The 19,278-nt window shown below is 72.7% G+C and carries 15 protein-coding genes, 1 tRNA gene and 1 pseudogene; 11 read left to right on the plus strand and 6 right to left on the minus strand.

The window, feature by feature from the left end:
• The 5 genes and pseudogenes from DJ476_RS22045 to DJ476_RS22065 all read left to right on the plus strand — a co-directional run bounded on the left by DJ476_RS22045 (window position 1) and on the right by DJ476_RS22065 (window position 8,153).
• Complete coding sequence (locus tag DJ476_RS22045; protein ID WP_318294764.1) at window positions 1-1,728, plus strand: beta-N-acetylhexosaminidase; 1,728 nt, start codon at window positions 1-3, stop codon at window positions 1,726-1,728.
• Window positions 1,729-2,057: 329 nt separating this feature from the next.
• Window positions 2,058-2,954, plus strand: a complete 897-nt coding sequence (locus DJ476_RS22050; protein WP_028418350.1) for an FAD binding domain-containing protein — start codon at window positions 2,058-2,060, stop codon at window positions 2,952-2,954.
• A pseudogene (locus tag DJ476_RS22055) lies at window positions 2,951-4,920 on the plus strand (2Fe-2S iron-sulfur cluster-binding protein). Before DJ476_RS22050 ends, DJ476_RS22055 begins: the two are co-directional and overlap by 4 nt.
• Window positions 4,921-4,990: 70 nt before the next feature.
• Window positions 4,991-7,348 (plus strand): xanthine dehydrogenase family protein molybdopterin-binding subunit, encoded by a 2,358-nt coding sequence (locus tag DJ476_RS22060; RefSeq protein WP_112491354.1) that lies wholly within the window; start codon window positions 4,991-4,993, stop codon window positions 7,346-7,348.
• A gap of 55 nt (window positions 7,349-7,403) precedes the next feature.
• Complete coding sequence (locus DJ476_RS22065; RefSeq protein ID WP_112491355.1) at window positions 7,404-8,153, plus strand: hypothetical protein; 750 nt, start codon at window positions 7,404-7,406, stop codon at window positions 8,151-8,153.
• An 83-nt stretch (window positions 8,154-8,236) separates the two neighbouring features.
• Here the strand turns inward: DJ476_RS22065 and DJ476_RS22070 are convergent.
• Window positions 8,237-8,311, minus strand: a tRNA-Cys gene (locus DJ476_RS22070).
• Between the two features lie 185 nt (window positions 8,312-8,496).
• Here DJ476_RS22070 and DJ476_RS22075 point away from each other — a divergent pair.
• The 6 genes from DJ476_RS22075 to DJ476_RS22100 all read left to right on the plus strand — a co-directional run bounded on the left by DJ476_RS22075 (window position 8,497) and on the right by DJ476_RS22100 (window position 14,923).
• Window positions 8,497-10,182, plus strand: coding sequence for an MFS transporter (locus DJ476_RS22075; RefSeq protein ID WP_112491356.1), 1,686 nt, complete (start codon window positions 8,497-8,499; stop codon window positions 10,180-10,182).
• Window positions 10,183-10,221: 39 nt separating this feature from the next.
• Complete coding sequence (locus DJ476_RS22080; RefSeq protein ID WP_019763120.1) at window positions 10,222-10,422, plus strand: ribbon-helix-helix protein, CopG family; 201 nt, start codon at window positions 10,222-10,224, stop codon at window positions 10,420-10,422.
• Window positions 10,419-10,808: a type II toxin-antitoxin system death-on-curing family toxin gene (locus tag DJ476_RS22085; RefSeq protein ID WP_112491357.1), complete on the plus strand. Its 390-nt coding sequence runs from the start codon at window positions 10,419-10,421 to the stop codon at window positions 10,806-10,808. Before DJ476_RS22080 ends, DJ476_RS22085 begins: the two co-directional genes overlap by 4 nt.
• Before the next feature lie 156 nt (window positions 10,809-10,964).
• The gene (locus DJ476_RS22090) at window positions 10,965-12,752 is read left to right on the plus strand and encodes a DEAD/DEAH box helicase (RefSeq protein WP_079167297.1); all 1,788 of its coding nucleotides are present in this window, start codon (window positions 10,965-10,967) and stop codon (window positions 12,750-12,752) included.
• A gap of 467 nt (window positions 12,753-13,219) precedes the next feature.
• A complete protein-coding gene (locus tag DJ476_RS22095; RefSeq protein WP_018488589.1) occupies window positions 13,220-13,864 on the plus strand; it encodes an IclR family transcriptional regulator in 645 nt (214 codons plus the stop codon).
• 270 nt (window positions 13,865-14,134) lie between these two features.
• Window positions 14,135-14,923, plus strand: coding sequence for a S16 family serine protease (locus DJ476_RS22100; RefSeq protein ID WP_112491358.1), 789 nt, complete (start codon window positions 14,135-14,137; stop codon window positions 14,921-14,923).
• A 19-nt stretch (window positions 14,924-14,942) separates the two neighbouring features.
• Here the strand turns inward: DJ476_RS22100 and DJ476_RS22105 are convergent, their stop codons facing one another.
• The 5 genes from DJ476_RS22105 to DJ476_RS22125 form a co-directional block, all read right to left on the minus strand.
• The gene (locus DJ476_RS22105; RefSeq protein WP_112491359.1) at window positions 14,943-15,899 is read right to left on the minus strand and encodes a glycine betaine ABC transporter substrate-binding protein; all 957 of its coding nucleotides are present in this window, start codon (window positions 15,897-15,899) and stop codon (window positions 14,943-14,945) included.
• 35 nt (window positions 15,900-15,934) lie between these two features.
• Complete coding sequence (locus tag DJ476_RS22110) at window positions 15,935-16,804, minus strand: ABC transporter permease (RefSeq protein WP_103418861.1); 870 nt, start codon at window positions 16,802-16,804, stop codon at window positions 15,935-15,937.
• Window positions 16,801-18,060, minus strand: coding sequence for a betaine/proline/choline family ABC transporter ATP-binding protein (locus DJ476_RS22115; RefSeq protein ID WP_053561046.1), 1,260 nt, complete (start codon window positions 18,058-18,060; stop codon window positions 16,801-16,803). Before DJ476_RS22115 ends, DJ476_RS22110 begins: the two co-directional genes overlap by 4 nt.
• Entirely contained in the window at window positions 18,053-18,700 is a 648-nt protein-coding gene (locus DJ476_RS22120) for an ABC transporter permease (protein ID WP_019761439.1), read from the minus strand. The genes DJ476_RS22115 and DJ476_RS22120 overlap by 8 nt, the downstream gene beginning before the upstream one ends.
• Before the next feature lie 84 nt (window positions 18,701-18,784).
• The gene (locus DJ476_RS22125) at window positions 18,785-19,258 is read right to left on the minus strand and encodes an Lrp/AsnC family transcriptional regulator (protein ID WP_018488595.1); all 474 of its coding nucleotides are present in this window, start codon (window positions 19,256-19,258) and stop codon (window positions 18,785-18,787) included.
• Between the last annotated feature and the right edge of the window lie 20 nt (window positions 19,259-19,278).

Consider the following 19,278-nt stretch of genomic DNA (forward strand, 5'->3'; position numbering starts at 1 on the left):
ATGACATCCGACGACACGACGGCCCCGGGCGGTACGACAGCGGGCCCGGGCGATACGACGGCGGCTCCGGGCGGACCGGCGGCCCCCGGCCTGATCCCCGCTCCGCACACCCTGACCCGGGGAGCGCCGGGAGCGGAGCCGTTCCGGCTGGACGCGGCGACCGTGCTCGACGCGGCCCCGGGCACCGAGGGCGTGGCCCGGCTGCTGCGCGCCACCGTCGGCGCCGCCACCGGAGCGCCGCTGGCCGACGGCGCGGGCTCCACCGGCGGCCCCGGCGCGTCCCGCGTGGTGCTGGCGCTCGACGCGGCCCTGGCCCCGGAGGCGTACGGACTCGTCGTCGACGCCGACGCCGTACGCATCACGGGCGGCACCCCGGCCGGGCTCCTCCACGGGGCGCAGACCTTTCGTCAGCTGCTGGGCCCGGACGCCTTCCGGCGCGCGCCCCTCGCGCCGGGGCGCGTCTGGGAGGTCCCGGCGGTGGAGATCGCGGACGAGCCCCGCTTCGGCTGGCGCGGCATGCTGCTCGACGTCTGCCGGCACTTCCTGCCCAAGGACGACGTCCTCCGCTACCTCGACCTCCTCTCCGCCCACAAGCTGAACGTCTTCCACTTCCACCTCAACGACGACCAGGGCTGGCGCGTCGAGATCAAGCGCCACCCGCGCCTGACCGAGGTCGGCGCCTGGCGCTCCCGTACGCGCTACGGCCACCGGGACTCGGACCTGTGGGACGAGACCCCGTACGGCGGTTACTACACCCAGGACGACATCCGCGAGATCGTCGCCTACGCCGCCGAGCGCCACATCCGGGTCGTCCCCGAGATCGACATCCCGGGCCACGCCCAGGCCGCCATCGCCGCCTACCCCGAGCTGGGCAACACCGACGTCGTCGACACCGCCGCGCTCACCGTCTGGGACTCCTGGGGCGTCAGCCCGAACGTGCTCGCCCCCACCGAGCACACCCTCCGCTTCTACGAGGGCGTGCTGGAGGAGATCCTGGAGCTCTTCCCGGCCGATACCTCGCCGTTCGTCCACATCGGCGGCGACGAGTGCCCCAAGGACCAGTGGAAGCAGTCCCCGCTCGCCCAGGCCCGGATCGCCGAACTCGGCCTCAAGGACGAGGAGGAGCTGCAGTCCTGGTTCATCCGCCACTTCGACACCTGGCTCTCCGCACGCGGCCGCCGCCTCATCGGCTGGGACGAGATCCTCGAAGGCGGGCTCGCCGAGGGCGCGGCGGTCTCCTCCTGGCGCGGTTACGCCGGAGGCATCGCCGCCGCCGAGGCCGGGCACGACGTGGTGATGTGCCCGGAGCAGCAGGTGTATCTGGACCACCGTCAGGACGGCGGCGCGGACGAGCCGATGCCCATCGGGTACGTCCGCACCCTGGAGGACGTTTACCGCTTCGAACCCGTTCCCCCGGGGCTGAGCGAGGAGGCGGTCCGTCACATCCTGGGCACCCAGGCCAACGTCTGGACCGAGGTCATGCAGAACCGGGCCCGCGTCGACTACCAGGTCTTCCCGCGCCTCGCCGCCTTCGCGGAGGTCGCCTGGTCCGCCCTCCCGGCCCCGGCCGACCGGGACTTCACCGGCTTCGCGGCCCGCATGACCGACCACTACGCCCGGCTCGACGCCCTCGGCGTCGACTACCGCAGGCCGGGCGGCCCGCTGCCCTGGCAGCGGCGGCCCGGCGTCCTCGGCCGCCCGATCGAGGGAGCGCCGCCGGTGGTGTGAGCCCGGGAACGGTCCGCGCCGCACCGGCCGCGGCGCGGACCGAACGGCCTCCCGAACGAAAGGCCCCCGAATGACGGCCTCCGGACCGAACGGCCCCCGGAACGAACGGAATAAGTCGTACAAGCATCGCTGAAGAGTGGCAATTCACCCTCCACTCCGAAGAGGTGCGAAACCGGACCATCCCCCAGGTCAGGGGCGGAACCACCCTTCGTGGACCCTAGCGGCGGTCCGCTCGGAAGATGTGCCAGAGTTGCCACGTCCGGCCTGTGAACACGTACCGTACGGCGGAACAGGCGGACCAGCCGGGAGACCGGGAAGGGGCAGCTGGGTTGACCACGCACGCACCGCAGGCGCTGCAGTCGGTGACGCTGCCGGCCTCGCTCGACGAGGCCGTGGCGGCGCTGGAAGCCATGCCCGCCGCCGTCCCCGTGGCGGGGGGGACGGACCTGATGGCGGCCGTGAACAAGGGGCTCCTGCGCCCCTCGGGGCTGGTCGGCCTCGGCCGGATCAGCGAGCTGCGCGGCTGGCACTACCAGGACGGCCACGCCCTGCTCGGCGCCGGCCTCACCCACGCCCGCATGGGACGCCCCGACTTCGCCGCCCTGATCCCCGCCCTCGCCGCCTCCGCCCGCGCGGCGGGCCCGCCCCAGATCCGTAACGCCGGAACCCTCGGCGGCAACATCGCCACCTCCGCGCCCACCGGCGACGCGCTGCCGGTGCTGGCCGCCCTGGAGGCCGAACTCGTCGTCGCCGGACCCGGCGGCACCCGCCGCGAGGTCCCCGTCTCGCACCTGCTGGCCGGCCGCGAGATGCTCGGCCCGGCCGAGCTGATCGGCTTCGTCCGGGTCCCCCTGCTGCACGCCCCCCAGGTCTTCCTCAAGGCCACCGGCCGCACCGGCCCCGGCCGCGCCACCGCCTCGGTCGCCATCGTGCTCGACCCGGCCCGGCGCGGGGTGCGCTGCGCGGTCGGCGCCATCGCCCCGATGCCGCTGCGCCCGCTGGAGGCCGAGCGCTGGATCGCCTCGCTGATCGACTGGGACGGCGAACGGGGCCTGGCCCCCGACGCACTGGCCGCCTTCGGTGAGTACGTCGCCGCCGCCTGCATCCCGGACCACGCACCCCCGGCCGACGGATCAGAGGCCCCGCCGCTGTCCCCGGCCGTACTCCACCTGCGGCGCACCGTCGCCGCGCTCGCCCGACGCGCGCTGGGGAGGGCACTGTCGTGAGCAATGAGGAACACCCCGACCCCCGGTACGGGGGCTGGGAGCCGACGCCGCAGAGCGGTGAGTACGACGCCGACGCCACGGCGTTCGTCCAGCTGCCCCCGGAGGACCTGGACGGCGTCCCGCTGGCCGCCCCCGGCCACGGCTACGTACCGCCGATGATCCTGCCGCTGACCCCGGCCGCCGGTCCGGACCCGGCCGCGACGGGCGGCTGGGTCGTGCAGACGCAGGACCGGCAGGAGACCGGGGCCGAGGGGCACGCCCAGGAGGCGGCCCCGGGCGCGGTGCACTGGCCGGACCCCAACGGCCAGGGCGGCGGCTACGCGCAGCCGTACCAGGACGGCCCGCACTCCACGGCCCAGTGGAACTTCACCGAGGCGCTGGGGGAGCAGCCGGCGGCGGCGGGCGCCGCGGACCGGGCGGGTCAGGGGCATGCGGAGCACGCGGGCCCTGGCGACTACCCGGGCGCGGGTGGTCACGTGAGCCCCGGTGGTCACGCGGGCGCCGGTGGTCACGTGGGCCCCGACGGCTACACCGACCACTCCGGGCCCGCCGGCCACACGGGACACCCGGGGCAGACCGACGACGCGGGTCACGCGGATCAGGCGAACTACGCGGGTCACACGGGGCAGGCGGACCACGCGGGTCACGCCGGTCGCCTGGACGACGTTGGTCACACCGGTCACCCGGACCACACCGGCCAGATCAGCCAGATCAGCCACACCGACTACTCCGCCCACCAGGGGCACGCCGGGCACACCGCACCCACCGAGCCCACGGCCCCCTCCTCTCCCACGGGGCACACCGGCCAGTGGACGATCCCGGTCGCGGACGGGGATCTTCCGGACGAGTCGGGCGAGTTCCTGGCCTCGGCGGCGGCTTCGCAGCAGTGGTACGCGGACGACGCGCGCCCGGCCACGCTCCCCGGCGGAGCCCCCGCGCCCTGGGCGACCCAGCCGCAGCCCGAGTCCCACCCCGAGGAGCAGGCGGCGCCCCACCCGCTCCCCGGCACCGCCCCCGAAGCGGACGTGGAGGCGGACGCGGAACCGGCGCCCGGACCGGCACCCGAGGCGGCGGCGGAACCCGAAGCGGAACCGGAAGCGGAGGCCCCGGCCGCCGACGAGCCCGCCACGGAACCGACCCCTCCGGACGCCTCCTCAGTCACCCCCGAGCCCGGCACCACCCCCGAGTCCGCCCCGAGCCCGCAGCCGCGGACGGGCAGACAGAGGACGCGGCCCCCGCCCCCGAGGACCCCGCAGCCGCATCTTCCGCCCAGGACCCGGCCCCCGAAGCGGAACCCGAACCGGACCCGTCCCACGACATCGCGCACGACCCGGTGGCCGCCCCCCTCGACGTACCGAGCGAGCACCCCGCCGCCTCCTACGTGCTGCACGTGAACGGGGTGGACCGCCCGGTCTCCGACGCCTGGATCGGGGAGTCCCTGCTCTACGTGCTCCGCGAGCGCCTCGGCCTCGCCGGGGCCAAGGACGGCTGCTCGCAGGGCGAGTGCGGGGCGTGCAACGTCCAGGTGGACGGCCGGTTGGTCGCCTCCTGCCTGGTGCCCGCCGCGACCGCCGCGGGCAGCGAGGTCCGTACGGTCGAGGGGCTGGCCGTCGACGGCGAACCCTCCGACGTCCAGCGCGCGCTCGCCGCCTGCGGGGCCGTCCAGTGCGGCTTCTGCATCCCCGGCATGGCGATGACCGTCCACGACCTGCTGGAGGGCAACCACGCCCCCAGCGAGCTGGAGACCCGCCAGGCCCTCTGCGGCAACCTCTGCCGCTGCTCCGGCTACCGGGGCGTGCTCGACGCGGTCGCGGACGTCGTGGCATCCCGCGAGGCGACCGCGGAGGCCGCCGCCACCGCGCAGACGGCCACCGCCCAGGACGAGCCCCGCGTCCCGCACCAGGCCGAACCGGGCGCGGGCGGCGTCCAGCAGCAGCCCCACCCGCACGAGGGGGGCGCGCAGTGATGGACGCGGGCGTACCCATGGCCCCGGCGCACCACCCCATGGCCCCTGAGAGCGACAAGGAGGCGGCGGCGTGAGCGGCGACGCGGCCAACGCGACCAGCACCACCCTGCCCAGGATCGACGCCGCCGCGGGCGGTCCGGCCGGCGGTGGTCCGGGCCCGGACGGGGAGCCTCCGCTGACCGGCCTGGGCGCCTCGCTGCCCGCCGCCGACACCCGGGCGAAGTCCGAGGGCACCTTCCCGTACGCAGCCGACCTCTGGGCCGAGGGACTGCTCTGGGCCTCCGTGCTCCGCTCGCCCCACCCGCACGCCCGGATCCTCTCCATCGACACCTCGGCCGCCGCCGCGATGCCCGGCGTGCGCGCGGTCGTCACGCACGAGGACGTCCCCGGGGACAGCAACTACGGCCGCCGGGTCGTCGACCGCCCGGTCTTCGCCTCCGAGCTGGTCCGCCACCACGGCGAGCCGATCGCCGCCGTCGCCGCCGACCACCCGGACACCGCACGGCTGGCCGCCGCCGCCATCGCGGTCGAGTACGAGGTGCTGGAGCCGGTCACGGACCCGGAGAAGGCGTTCGCGGCGGAGCCCCTGCACCCCGACGGCAATCTGATCCGGCACATCCCCCTCCGCTACGGGGACCCCGAGGCGACCGGCGAGGTCGTCGTCGAGGGCCTGTACCGCATCGGCCGCCAGGACCCGGCCCCCATCGGCGCGGAGGCCGGTCTCGCCGTGCCCCGGCCCGACGGCGGCGTCGAGATCTACACCGCCTCCACCGACCCGCACACCGACCGCGACCTGGCCGCCGCCTGCTTCGGCCTGGAGCCGGACCGGGTCAAGGTCGTCGTCACCGGCGTCCCCGGCGCGACCGGCGACCGCGAGGACCCGGGCTTCCAGATCCCGCTGGGCCTGCTCGCCCTGCGCACCGGCTGCCCGGTCAAGCTGGCCGCGACGCGCGAGGAGTCCTTCCTCGGCCACGCCCACCGCCACCCGACCCTGCTGCGCTACCGCCACCACGCGGACGCGGACGGCCGGCTGGTCAAGGTGGAGGCCCAGATCCTGCTGGACGCGGGCGCGTACGCCGACGCCTCCTCCGAATCACTCGCGGCGGCCGTGGCGTTCGCCTGCGGCCCGTACGTCGTCCCGCACGCCTTCATCGAGGGCTGGGCGGTCCGCACGAACAACCCGCCCTCCGGCCACGTACGCGGAGAAGGCGCGATGCAGGTCTGCGCGGCGTACGAGGGCCAGATGGACAAGCTGGCCGCGAAGCTCGGCATCGACCCGGCCGAACTCCGCCTCCGTAACGCGCTCTCGACGGGCGACATCCTGCCCACCGGCCAGACGGTGACCTGCCCGGCCCCCGTGGCCGAACTCCTCCAGGCGGTCCGCGACCACCCCCTCCCCGCCCTCCCCAAGGACTCCCCGGAGGACGACTGGCTGCTGCCCGGCGGCCCCGAGGGCGCGGGTGAACCCGGGGCGGTGCGCCGGGGCGTGGGGTACGGCGTGGGCATGGTCCACATGCTCGGCGCCGAGGGCACGGACGAGGTCTCCACGGCCACGGTCCGGGTCCACGACGGCGTGGCGACGGTGATCTGCGCGGCCGTGGAGACGGGCCAGGGCTTCTCCACCCTCGCCCGCCAGATCGTCCAGGAGATCCTGGGCGTGGACGAGGTCCATGTGGCTCCGGTCGACACCGACCAGCCCCCCGCGGGCCCGGCCACGCACGGCCGCCACACCTGGGTGTCGGGCGGGGCGGTGGAGCGGGCGGCGAAGATGGTCCGCACGCAGCTCCTCCAGCCGCTGGCCCACAAGTTCGGCATGTCCACGGAGCTGCTCCAGATCGCGGACGGCAAGATCACCTCGTACGACGGGGTCCTCTCCACCACCGTCATGGAGGCGATGGACGGCAAGGAGCTGTGGGCCACCGCCCAGTGCCGCCCCCACCCCACCGAACCGCTGGACGAGTCCGGCCAGGGCGACGCGTTCGTGGGCCTGGCGTTCTGCGCGGTACGGGCGGTCGTCGACGTCGACATCGAACTGGGCTCGATCCGGGTGGTCGAGATGGCGGTGGCCCAGGACGTGGGCCGCGTCCTGAACCCGGCCCAGCTCGCCACCCGTATCGAGGCGGGCATCACCCAGGGCATCGGCGCGGCCCTCACCGAGAACCTCCGCACCGCCCGCGGCCTGATCCGCCACCCCGACCTGACCGGCTACGCCCTCCCCACCTCGCTGGACGCCCCCGACATCCGCATCGTCAAACTGGTCGAGGAACGCGACGTGGTGGCCCCCTTCGGCGCCAAACCGGCCTCCGCCGTCCCGGTCGTCACGGCCCCGGCGGCAGTGGCCTCGGCGGTCCGCTCGGCGACGGGCCGCCCGGTGAACCGCCTGCCGATCAGGCCGCAGGCGGCGGTGGTGACGGCCCCGAAGGGCTGAGAAAGGGCTGAAGGGGGCGGGGGCCCAGCACCGTACGACATAGGGGGAAACCGGCATGATCTCCGAGCCGGAGCTGATAGGGGAGTTCGGACCGGACCACACCGCGGAGGCGGTCGGCGGCTTCGACCGGACGCCGCCGACGGGGCGCAGACGCGGCCACGGCCTGCTCTGGGCCGCGACCGGAGCACTGACGGCCTCCGCGGTCTGGGCGACGGCCGTCTTCGCGTACGGCATCGGCCCCGACCCCAAGCCGGACACGCACGGCTACCACTTGGACGCCCGCTCCTGCTCCGTGATGCGGATGAAGGCGCTCACCGCGTCCGTGGGGGAGCGCGCCGACGCCCCGGGTCTCGTCCCCGGCAGCATCGAACACCCGGCGCTCGACAGCATCGCGTGCGCCCTGACCCTCACCGCCCCCAAGTCCTCCGAGGACGGTTACGGGTGGCGGTACGGCCTCCACGTGGGGCTGAGGGCCGAACTCCACAAGGAGACCGACCCCCTCCCCGAGTTCGAGGCCCGCAAGGAGGAGACGCTCTGGGGGGACGGGGCGGATCGCACCGAACCGGTACCCGGCCTGGGCGACCGCGCCTATCTGCTGGTCGTGGACGAGAGTTCCTCCGAGCTGAGGGTGGTGGAGGGCGGCGCCGTCATCACGCTCACCCTCTCCACCACCATGGACTACGCGGGCTCCGACCAGGGCAGGGAACCACCCCCGGTGGAGCCGGAGGCCCCGGCGGCGGAGCCGTACCACGCCGACCTGATCACCGACATGCGCGATGTGATGAAGCAGCTGAAGACGGGCTGAACGCGGCGACGGCCGCTCACGCGGCAATGGTGAGGGCCGCCCCCGTCCGACGGGGGCGGCCCTCACCGCGTTCGCGCTTCCTCTGGAGGCCGTGACCGGAATCGAACCGGTGTAACTCGAGTTGCAGTCGAGCCCCTGAGCCTCTCGGGCACACGGCCAAGCGTTTGCTGCTTCGTGATCGACGTTAGGGGGCGCGGGGAGCGGGCGGCAAGGGAACGGGCCGGTACGCAATACGACTGCCATACGCCGTTCATGCCCGGCCCTCCGGCCTACGACCAAGGGACGATCCCGACCGGGCACAGCGACAGGGCTCAAACCGTTCCACGCCCCTTACTCTGGGGAAATGACCGCCCCCGAACAGCGCGACGGCACCGATGCCGCGCGCCCCGCGCCGACCGACCCACCGCCACCGTCACCGTACGAGCACCGCCGAGGCGACCGGTCGCACGGCCGCCGTCAGGCGGGTGCGTCCCAGGCCGGTGCCTCCCGGGGCGGTTCCGACGACCCGGGCACCGGGCTGCCCGCGGACCTTCCCGCCGACCTGAAGACCGGGATACCCGGCGACGTACGGCCCGGGATGCCCGACGCCCTGCCCGGCGATTTGGGTGGGGCGGTCGCGGAGGCGGCCGCCGAGGGGGTGCTCGGGCGGACCTACCGGGCGCTGAGCATCGGCATCGTCTCCGTGGTGTTCCTCATCGCGTTCGAGGCGACGGCGGTCGGTACGGCGATGCCGGTCGCCGCCCGGGAGCTGCACGGCATCCCGCTCTACGCGTTCGCCTTCTCCGCGTACTTCACCACCAGCCTCTTCGCCATGGTGCTCTCCGGCCAGTGGGCCGACCGGCGCGGGCCGCTCCAGCCGCTCGCCACCGGGATCACCGCCTTCGGCGTGGGGCTGCTGCTCTCCGGGGCGGCGGGCTCCATGTGGGTCTTCATCGTGGGCCGGGCGGTCCAGGGGCTCGGCGGCGGGCTGGTGATCGTCGCCCTGTACGTGGTCATCGGGCGGGCCTACCCCGAACGCATCCGGCCCGCCATCATGGCCGCCTTCGCCGCGAGCTGGGTGATCCCGTCCGTGGTCGGGCCGCTGGCCGCCGGGACGGTGACCGAGCAGCTCGGCTGGCGGTGGGTCTTCGTCGGGATCCCCGTCCTGATCGTGATCCCGCTGGCCCTGGCCCTCCCGCAGATCCGCCGGATGGCCTCGGGTCCGGCGGACCCGGACGCGCCGGCGCAGCCGTACGACCGCCGGCGCATCCGGCTCGCGCTGGGGATCTCGGCGGGGGCCGCACTGCTCCAGTACGCGGGCCAGGAGCTGAACTGGCTCGCCCTGCTCCCCGCCGCCGCGGGCGTCGCCCTGCTGGTCCCCGCCGTACGGGGCCTGCTGCCCACCGGGACCGTACGGGCGGCGCGCGGGCTGCCGTCGGTGATCCTGCTGCGCGGGGTGGCGGCCGGTTCGTTCATCGCCGCCGAGTCCTTCGTCCCGCTGATGCTGGTCACCCAGCGCGGCCTGACCCCGACCATGGCGGGCCTCTCCCTGGCGGTGGGCGGGGCGACCTGGGCGCTCGGCTCGTTCGTCCAGTCCCGGCCGCGCCTGGAGCCGTACCGGGAGCGGCTGATGGTGAGCGGGATGGTGCTGGTGGCCGCCTCCATCGCCGTCGCCCCGACCGTGCTGATCCCGGCCGTCCCGGTCTGGATCGTCGCCGTGGCCTGGGCCTTCGGCTGCTTCGGCATGGGCATGGTCATCGCCTCCACCAGCGTCCTGCTCCTGAAGCTCTCGGCCCCCGAGGAGGCGGGCTCGAACTCCGCCGCCCTCCAGATCTCCGACGGCCTCTCCAACGTCCTCCTCCTGGCCCTCGGCGGCGCCGCCTTCGCCTCCCTCGGCGGCAAGGCCCTGGGCGCGGCGGCCCACGGCACGGCGGCGACCGGCGCCACGGGCTCCCACCCGATGGCCTTCGCGGCGGTCTTCCTGCCGATGGCCGTGGTCGCGGTGGTGGGGGCGTGGGTGGCCACGCGGGTCGTCGTGCGGGAGAAGTAGCGGTACCACTCTGGCCCCATCCGGTGGTACCGTTCTGGTATGGCGATGAACCTGCGTCTCCGTGACGATCAGACCGAAGCCCTCAAGCAGCGTGCCGAGCAGGAGGGGACGAGCATGCACGCCATACTGCTGCAGGCCGTGGACGACTACCTTGCCAGGACCGCACAGCAGGCCATGGTCCGCAAGACGGCGAAGGAGCAGGCGGCCAAGTGGAGCGAGCTGATGGATCGGCTGAAATGAGCTGTGTCTATCTGAGCTCCGAGGACATCCTCGTGATCGCCGAGCACGCGTGCGACGACATGCAGATCGTCGTCCGGGACGCCGGTCTGCTGGAGTCGGCGGCCCACCGTCCCTCGGCGGCCATGTTCGGTGAGGAGGCTTACCCCGACCTGATCGACAAGGCGGCGGCACTTCTCCAGTCCCTGGCGGTCAACCGCCCTCTGTTCGACGGCAACAAGCGCACTGCCTGGCTCTCCTGCGTCACGTTCCTCGCCATGAACGGCGTCGACCTGCGACCGGACATCGACGCGGCGGAGCGGCTGGTCATCGATGTCGCCACAGGAGAGACGGACGAGATCAAGGTGATCTCCCAGGGGTTGCGGGACCTGGTCGTCGACGCGATGTGAGCACCGTCTCGTCCGGCTCCGGCGCGGCTTGTTCGTACCGGGTTTCAACCGGGCCCCCGGTAGGGTGGCCCGGTTGTCGTATCGCGGGCCGGGTCCCTCGGGCCGGGTGCGGTACGGGCAGCGCCCCACGTACCCGAGAGCCTCGAACCGGAGACCGTGACTACTACCACCGCCTCCTCCCACCACCTCTCACCCGCCTTTCCCGGCCGCGCCCCCTGGGGCACCGCCGGGAAGCTGCGAGCCTGGCAGCAGGGCGCCATGGAGAGGTACGTCCAGGAGCAGCCGCGCGACTTCCTCGCCGTCGCCACGCCCGGCGCCGGGAAGACCACCTTCGCGCTGACCCTCGCGTCGTGGCTGCTGCACCACCATGTCGTCCAGCAGATCACCGTGGTCGCCCCGACCGAGCACCTCAAGAAGCAGTGGGCGGAGGCGGCCGCCCGGATAGGGATCAAGCTCGACCCGGAGTACAGCGCCGGTCCGCTCAGCAAGGAGTACCACGGCGTCGCCGTCACCTACGCGGGTGTCGGCGTCCGCCCCATGCTGCACCGCAACCGGTGCGAGCAGCGCAAGACGCTCGTGATCCTGGACGAGATCCACCACGCCGGTGACTCCAAGTCCTGGGGCGAGGCCTGCCAGGAGGCGTTCGACCCGGCGACCCGGCGGCTCGCGCTGACCGGTACGCCGTTCCGCTCGGACACCAACCCGATCCCCTTCGTCCAGTACGAGGAGGGCAACGACGGCATCCGCCGCTCCTCCGCCGACTACACCTACGGCTACGGCAACGCCCTGGCCGACGGCGTCGTCCGCCCCGTGATCTTCCTCAGCTACAGCGGCAACATGCGCTGGCGCACCAAGGCCGGTGACGAGATCGCGGCCCGGCTCGGTGAGCCGATGACCAAGGACGCCATCGGCCAGGCCTGGCGCACCGCCCTCTCGCCCACCGGCGACTGGATCCCCAATGTGCTGGCCGCCGCCGACAAGCGGCTCACCGAGGTCCGCAAGGGCATCCCCGACGCGGGCGGGCTCGTCATCGCGACGGACCAGGACGCGGCCCGCGCGTACGCCAAGATCCTGAAGAAGGTCACCGGCGAGACCCCGACCGTGGTCCTCTCCGACGAGAAGGCCGCCTCGAAGAAGATCGACAAGTTCAGCGCGGACGAGTCGCGCTGGATGGTCGCCGTCCGCATGGTGTCCGAAGGCGTCGACGTGCCCCGGCTCGCCGTCGGCGTGTACGCGACCACCATCTCCACCCCCCTCTTCTTCGCCCAGGCCGTCGGCCGCTTCGTGCGCTCCCGCAGGCGCGGCGAGACCGCCTCCGTCTTCCTGCCGACGATCCCGATGCTCCTCGACTTCGCCAACGAGATGGAGGTCGAGCGCGACCACGTACTCGACAAGCCGAAGAAGGGCAGCGACGAGGAGAACCCGTTCGCGGAGGAGGACCAGCTCCTCGCCGACGCCGAGAAGCTGGAGGACGAGGAGACGGAGGACCAACTCCCCTGGGAGGCCCTGGAGTCGGACGCGGTCTTCGACCGGGTGCTGTACGACGGCGCCGAGTTCGGCATGCAGGCCCACCCGGGCAGTGAGGAGGAGCAGGACTACCTCGGCATCCCCGGCCTCCTGGAGCCCGACCAGGTGCAGCTCCTCCTCCAGAAGCGGCAGAGCCGCCAGATCGCCCACAGCCGCCAGAAGCCGGCCGAGGAGGCCGACCTCCTGGAGAAGCCCGCCGAGGCCCGCCCGGTGGTCACCCACAAGCAGCTGCTGAGCCTGCGCAAGCAGCTCAACACCATGGTCTCGGCCTACACCCACCAGAGCGGCAAGCCCCACGGCGTGATCCACAACGAGCTGCGCCGCGTCTGCGGCGGCCCCCCGAGCGCCGAGGCCACGGCCCATCAGATCCAGACCCGGATCGCCAAGGTCCAGGAGTGGGCGACCCGGATGAAGTGACGGGCGGACGCCTCCGACGGGCGGATGTTTCGACGGGCAGGCGCCCCTCCCACCCTCGTGCGGCTCGTTCCGGTTCCTCCGGAGCGGGCCGCACAAAAATTTGTGGACGCTTCCCTCCACGGTGGGTTAACGCCGGTTCACGCGGGGTGTGCTACGGGCCGCCGCCGCGTCTCTCGACCTGGACGCGCGTAGACGTTCGCGTTCCGGACGCCACCGCGCTGACCGGCGGTTATGCCGTACGGTCAAGGCCCGGTCCACGGGAGCGCCCGGATTCTGGACGAGGGCTTCCGCTGAGCGGACTGGCTCGCTACTGTCCCGGCCATATGAACGCCCCGTGGCAGAGCCGCCGCGGAGCGCAGCCGGTGCCTATGGCCAGACCGGCGGCCTCTCCGTGCGTCGCCGCTGGGACCGGTGTCGCAACCCCCGGAACAGGGCCGCCGTCGCTCACCCGAAGAGGAGAGGGCGTCGTGACAGCGGAGACTTCCCAGACGCTCGACCGAGGACTGCGGGTCCTCAAACTGCTCGCCGATACCGACCACGGCCTGACCGTCACCGAGTTGTCCAACAAACTCGGGGTCAACCGGACCGTCGTCTACCGGCTGCTCGCCACCCTGGAGCAGCACGCCCTCGTCCGCCGTGATCTGGGCGGCCGCGCCCGGGTCGGACTCGGGGTGCTGCGACTGGGCCGACAGGTGCACCCGCTCGTCCGGGAGGCCGCGCTCCCCGCGCTGCGCTCCCTGGCCGAGGACATCGGGGCCACCGCCCACCTCACGCTCGTCGACGGCAGCGACGCCCTCGCGGTCGCCGTCGTCGAGCCCACCTGGACCGACTACCACGTGGCCTACCGGGCCGGGTTCCGCCACCCGCTGGACCGGGGTGCCGCGGGCCGCGCCATCCTGTCCGCCCGCCAGCACACGACGGCCGGCCACCCCGGCTACACCCTCACCCACGGCGAACTCGAAGCAGGCGCCAGCGGGGCGGCCGCGCCGCTGGTCGGGGTCTCGGGGGTGGAGGGCAGCGTCGGCGTGGTCATGCTCGCCGACGCCGTACCGGAGCGGGTCGGCCCCCGGGTGCTCGACGCGGCGAGGGAAGTGGCGGACGCGCTGCGGTAGGCGGCGCCTGTTCCGTACGTACGCGGGGCGGGACCGGGGAGCGTGAACAGGTAGAGAGCGCGGTCGGGCGTGCGCGGGGGCGTGTTCCCGTACGCCCGGCGTCGCACATGTTCCTGCACGTACGCCCGGCGCCGTACGTATCCGCGTACGCGCGCCGGTCCCGTACGCATTCGGCCCGGCGCGCCCCTCCCCGTACGGGTACAGGACCCGCGCACCCGACCGCGTACGCCTGGCGCGTTCCCGTTCCCGCCCGGCGGCTAGATTGGACGCGTGCTCACTCGTCTCTCGCGCCCCCGTGCCCTCGCCCTCTGCGCGCTGCCCGTCCTCGCCCTGTTCGGTACGGCGGCCCTCGCGCCGCTCCCGTTCACCCTGGCGCAGCCCGGAGTGACGGCCGATGTGCTGGGCGAGGACCGGGGCAAGCCGGTGATCACCATCACCGGCGCCGAGACCCGGGCCACCGAGGGGCAGCTGCGGATGACCACGATCGTCGCCACCGGGCCCAAGGCGGACGTCCGGATCGGCAGCGTGGTGGACGGCTGGTTCCGTACGGACCGGGCGGTCATGCCCCGCGACTCCGTCTACCCGACCGGCGGCTCCGAGAAGGAGATCGAGCAGCACAACCTCAACGACATGAAGGAGTCCCAGAACGTCGCCGTCGACGCGGCCCTGAACCAGCTGAAGCGCGAGCCCGGCTCGATGCGGGTGAACGTGGACCTCGGGGACATCGGCGGGCCCAGCGCCGGTCTCTTCCTCTCCCTCGGCATCATCGACAAGCTCGACGGCAACGGAAAGGGCGGCGACCTCACCGGCGGCCGCACCATCGCCGGTACGGGGACGATCACCGCGGACGGCAGGGTCGGCGCGGTCGGCGGGGTCTCCATGAAGGTCCAGGCCGCCCACCGCGACGGCGCCACGGTCTTCCTCGTCCCCGAGGCCGAGTGCCGCCAGGCGGAGTCCGAGCGCCCCGACGGCATGCGGCTGATCCCCGTGACGACCCTGGGCGGCGCGGTGGACGCGCTCAAGGCCCTGGAGAGCGGCGGCAAGGTCCCGAGCTGCTGACGGCGGTACGGAGACCTCCTCACCCCTCCTCGATGAACCCCTCCGCCACCAGCCACTCCTTCGCGACCTCGTGCGGGTCCTCCCCGTCCACGTCCACCTTCGCGTTCAGGGTCTGGGCGACCTCCGTCGTCAGCTTCTTCGCCAGGGGGGCCAGCAGTTCCGCGATGACCGGGTACTTCTCGAAGGTCGCCAGGTGGATGACCGGGGAGGCGTTGTAGTTGGGGAAGAAGTGCTTGTCGTCCTCCAGGACGTCCAGGTCCATCGCCTTGATCCGGCCGTCCGTGGTGAACACCTCGCCCAGCAGGCAGGAGTCGGACTCCGAGACCTGGGTGTAGATGATTCCGGCGTCCATCTTCTGGATGTTGGCGGCCGGGATCTTCATCCCGTACCGCTTCTCCATGCCGGGCAGCCCGTCGTCCCGGGAGGCGAACTCGTTCTCCACGCAGATCGTCACCGCGGACGGGTTCGACTTCGCCAGGGCCGCCACGTCGGAGAGGGTCTTGAGCTTGTACTTGGCGTTGTTCTTCTTGCTGATGGCCAGCGCGTACGTGTTGTCGAGCGGGGCCGGCGGCAGCCAGACCACGCCGTTGCCGCGGTCCTCGTCCCGTACCGCCTCGTACTGCTCCTTCGGGTCCACGATCGGGTCGGCGTGGCCGAGGAAGGTGATCCAGCCGGTGCCGGTGTAGTCCCACTGGGCGTCGGCGTCGCCGTTGATGATGGCCTCGCGGGCGCTGATCGAGCCCGGCAGGTTCGTGCGGTCGATGACCTCCGCCCCGGCCGCCTTGAAGACCAGGCCGGTCATCTGGCCGAGGATGATGTTCTCGCTGAAGTTCTTCGAGGTCACCGTGAGCGTCGCGCCCTTCAGCGGCTCGCCCCGCCCGACCGAGCCGGGGGAGACGTCGTCCACCATCGGGGAGCCGCTCTTCAGCCCGCAGCCGGCCACCAGCAGGGCCAGCGTCAGGGAGAGGGCCGCCATCCTCCGTACCCGGAAGGGCCTTCCGTACGTACCCCTCACCGCTCCTCCAACCCGCGCGGCGTCAGCGCCAGTTCGGCCAGCGAGGCCAGCCAGTCCACCAGCAGCGCCAGCACCACCGTCAGCACCGAGCCGATGATCAGGACCGGCATCCGCTGCGTCTGGATCCCCGAGGTGATCAGGTCGCCCAGCCCGCCGCCCCCGCCGAACGTGGCCAGCGTCGCCGTGCCCACGTTCAGGACGAGGGCCGTCCGGACGCCCGCCAGGATCAGCGGCACCGCGAGCGGCAGCTCCACCTTGAACAGGACGCCCCGGCCGGACATCCCCATCCCGCGCGCCGCCTCGATCATGTTCGGCTCGATCGCCCGCAGCCCCGCCACCGTGTTGGAGAGCACCGGCAGCACCGCGTAGATCACGATGCCGATGATCGCCGTACGCGGGCCGATGCCCAGCCAGATCACCAGCAGCGCCAGCAGACCGATCGCCGGGGTCGCCTGGCCGATATTGGCCAGCGCCGTGAAGACGGGGGCCGCCTTCCGCAGCCGCCGCCGGGTCAGCGCGATGCCGAGCGGGATCGCGATGATCAGCACCCAGAAGGTGGAGATCGCCGTCAGCCGGACGTGCTGCCACCAGCGCAGCTGCACGTTGCCGCCGGAGAGGGAGTTCTCCGCGATCGAGTCCAGGTGGATGTTGGTGATCCAGACGTACGTGACCACCAGGATGGCCACCAGGACCAGGGGGAGGACGATCAGTTTCCGCCAGGTGATCCTGCGGGCCGGAGCGGGCGGGGCGGGGGAGGGGTCGCTCTCCTCGTCGTGGAACGCGTGGCCCTTGACGTCGTGCTCGCCCGGCGGCCGGGTCGGAGTGGCCGGGCCCTTGCCCGAGCCCGACTGGTGGCTGGGGCTCATGCTCCGCCGCCACCTCCCTCCAGCTCCTGCTGGGTCTGGTGGACCCGCTGCTCCTCCAGCTCGTGCTGGTGCTCGATGGCGGTCAGCCGGTCGGCCTCCAGCAGCTCCTGCACGTTGTCCATCAGCGTCTTCATGTCGACGACCCCGATGAACTCCCCGCGCCGCCCGGTCACCGCCACCCGGCCCCCGCTGTCCGTCAGCACCGCCTCCAGCGCGTCGTGCAGCGTGGCGTCCCGGGTCACCGTGTCGTGCACCAGCTGCCCGGCCCGCGCCAGCGAACCGCGCGCCCGCATCAGGTCGCCGCGCCGCAGCCACTTGTACGGGCGGTTGCGGCGGTCCAGCATCAGCAGCTCGTTGTGCGGGCCGTTCCGCAGCTTGTTGAAGATCGTCTGGAGCGGGTCCTCGACCGTCACCGTCGGGAAGTCCGCGATGCCCACATCCCGTACACGGGTGAGGTTGAGGCGCTTGAGGGCCGCGCCCGCGCCGACGAAACCGGAGACGAAGTCGTCCGTCGGGTTGGTGAGGATCGCCTCGGGGGTGTCGAACTGCGCGATGTGCGACCGCTCCCGCAGCACCGCGATCCGGTCGCCCAGCTTGATCGCCTCGTCGAAGTCGTGGGTGACGAACACGATCGTCTTGTGCAGCTCGTGCTGGAGCCGGATCAGCTCGTCCTGGAGGTGGTCGCGGGTGATCGGGTCGACCGCCCCGAACGGCTCGTCCATGAGGAGGACGGGCGGGTCCGCCGCCAGCGCCCGTGCCACGCCCACGCGTTGCTGCTGCCCGCCGGAGAGCTGGCGCGGATAGCGGCCGTGGAACTCGCGCGGGTCCAGCCCCACCAGGTCGAGCATCTCCTCCACCCGGTCCTTCACCCGGGACTTGGACCAGCCGACCATCTTCGGGACCAGCGCGATGTTGTCCGCGACCGTCATGTGCGGGAAGAGGCCGGAGGACTGGATCGCGTACCCGATCTTGCGGCGCAGCTTCACCGGGTCGATGTCCGTGACGTCCTCGTCGCCGATCCTGATCCGGCCCGAGGTCGGCTCGATCAGCCGGTTGATCATCTTCAGCGTGGTGGACTTCCCGCAGCCGGACGGGCCGACGAAGATCACGGTCTCACCGGCCTTGATCTCCATCGAGACGTTGTCGACGGCCGGGTTCGGGTTGCCCGGGTACTTCTTGGTCAGGTTCTCCAGCTGGATCGTGGCCCCGGAGGTGGCGGTGCTCTCCCTCGGCGGAACGGTCTCGGTCTCAGGCACGGATCCCCCTCGGGATGGTCAGCCGTCCCAGCAGGACGTACGCGGCGTCGAAGAGCAGGGCGAGCACGACGATGCCGAGCGTGCCCGCCAGGACCTGGTTGATGGCGTTGGCGCTGCCCAGCGAGGCGATGCCCCGGAAGATCTCGTTGCCGAGGCCGGGCCCGGAGGCGTACGCGGCGATGGCGGCGATCCCCATCAGCATCTGGGTGGAGACCCGGATACCGGTCAGGATCGGCGGCCAGGCGAGCGGCAGCTCCACCCGGCAGAGCCGGGCCGTCCGGGACATCCCGATGCCCGTCGCCGCGTCCACCAGCGCCGGGTCCACGCCGCGCAGCCCCACGATGGAGTTCCGGACGATGGGCAGCAGCCCGTACAGCGTCAGGGTGATCACCGTCGGCGCCACCCCGAGCCCCACCAGCGGGATCAGCAGACCGATCGCGGCCAGCGACGGGATGGTGAGGATCGTCGCCGTGGAGGTGATGGCCAGCGAGCCGCCCCAGCCGCTGCGGTAGCTCACCACCCCGATGACCACGCCCAGCACGGTGGCGATCACCATGCACTGGAAGACCGCGCTGACGTGCTGGAACGCGTCCGTGAGGAGCTGCTGGTGGCGGGTGATCAGATACTCCCAGAAGCTCACACGGCACTCCTTCGGCTCGGTCGGCGCTCGGGTTCGCCTCGGTCGGCGCTTCCCCGGACCGTCCCCTGCCCGGATTTCCCCGGCTCAGACGGTGTCCTGGGCCGCCTGTTCCACCAGCGGGATGATCCGCAGCGGAACCGGGTTCTCCATCACGATCGCCGTGGAGGCCCGGACGATGCCATCAAATCCGACAACCCGGTCGATCACCCGCTGGAGATCGGCGTTCGAGCGGGCGACGAGCCGGCAGAGCATGTCCCCGTGACCGGTGGTCGTGTGCAGCTCCAGCACCTCCGGTACGCCGCCCAAGTGGGCCCGTACGTCGGCTCCTTGGCCCTGCTTGATCTCCAGCGTGGCGAACGCGGTGACCGGATAGCCGAGCGCCGCCGGATCGACGTCCGGGCCGAAACCGCGGATGACGCCATTCGACTGAAGGCGGTCCAGCCGCGCCTGCACGGTCCCGCGCGCCACGCCGAGCCGCCGGGATGCTTCGAGGACGCCGATGCGCGGCTCGCGTGCCAGCAGCACGATGAGCCGGCCGTCCAGATGATCGATCGCCATGGCCCGCCTCCGGTGGTCAG

Source organism: Streptomyces bacillaris, assembly GCF_003268675.1.
Lineage (GTDB): Bacteria > Actinomycetota > Actinomycetes > Streptomycetales > Streptomycetaceae > Streptomyces > Streptomyces bacillaris.